The organism is Sedimentibacter sp. B4, from assembly GCF_000309315.1.
Classification (GTDB): Bacteria; Bacillota; Clostridia; order Tissierellales; family Sedimentibacteraceae; genus Sedimentibacter; species Sedimentibacter saalensis.
This window is the reverse complement of the sequence record NZ_CANG01001119.1, coordinates 1-230: the sequence shown is the minus strand read 5'-3', so window position 1 is coordinate 230 and position 230 is coordinate 1. Positions and strand designations below refer to the sequence as shown.

1 protein-coding gene is annotated in these 230 nt (G+C 68.7%); it reads right to left on the bottom strand.

Features of this window, described 5'->3' with window-relative positions:
- Positions 1 to 230: hypothetical protein (locus tag BN358_RS27340; protein WP_198018552.1), on the bottom strand; the 230-nt coding region annotated here is incomplete at both ends.

Here is a 230-nt window from a genome sequence, read left to right as displayed (position 1 = left end):
CCATCCCGACCAGCTGGTTCTCGTTCGTGCTGCGCAGCATCAGCCGCCACCACCCCAGCACGACCGCGTCGTAGCCCTGGTTGATCTGCCGCACCCGGCCCGCGCCGACCTGGTGCCGGAGGTTGGCTGCCCCCGTCACGAGGAACCGCTCGCGGTCGTCGTACCCGTCGAGCAGCAGCCGGACCAACTCGAACAGGATGGCGTCGCCGTAGTTGCTGCGTGGCTTGAGA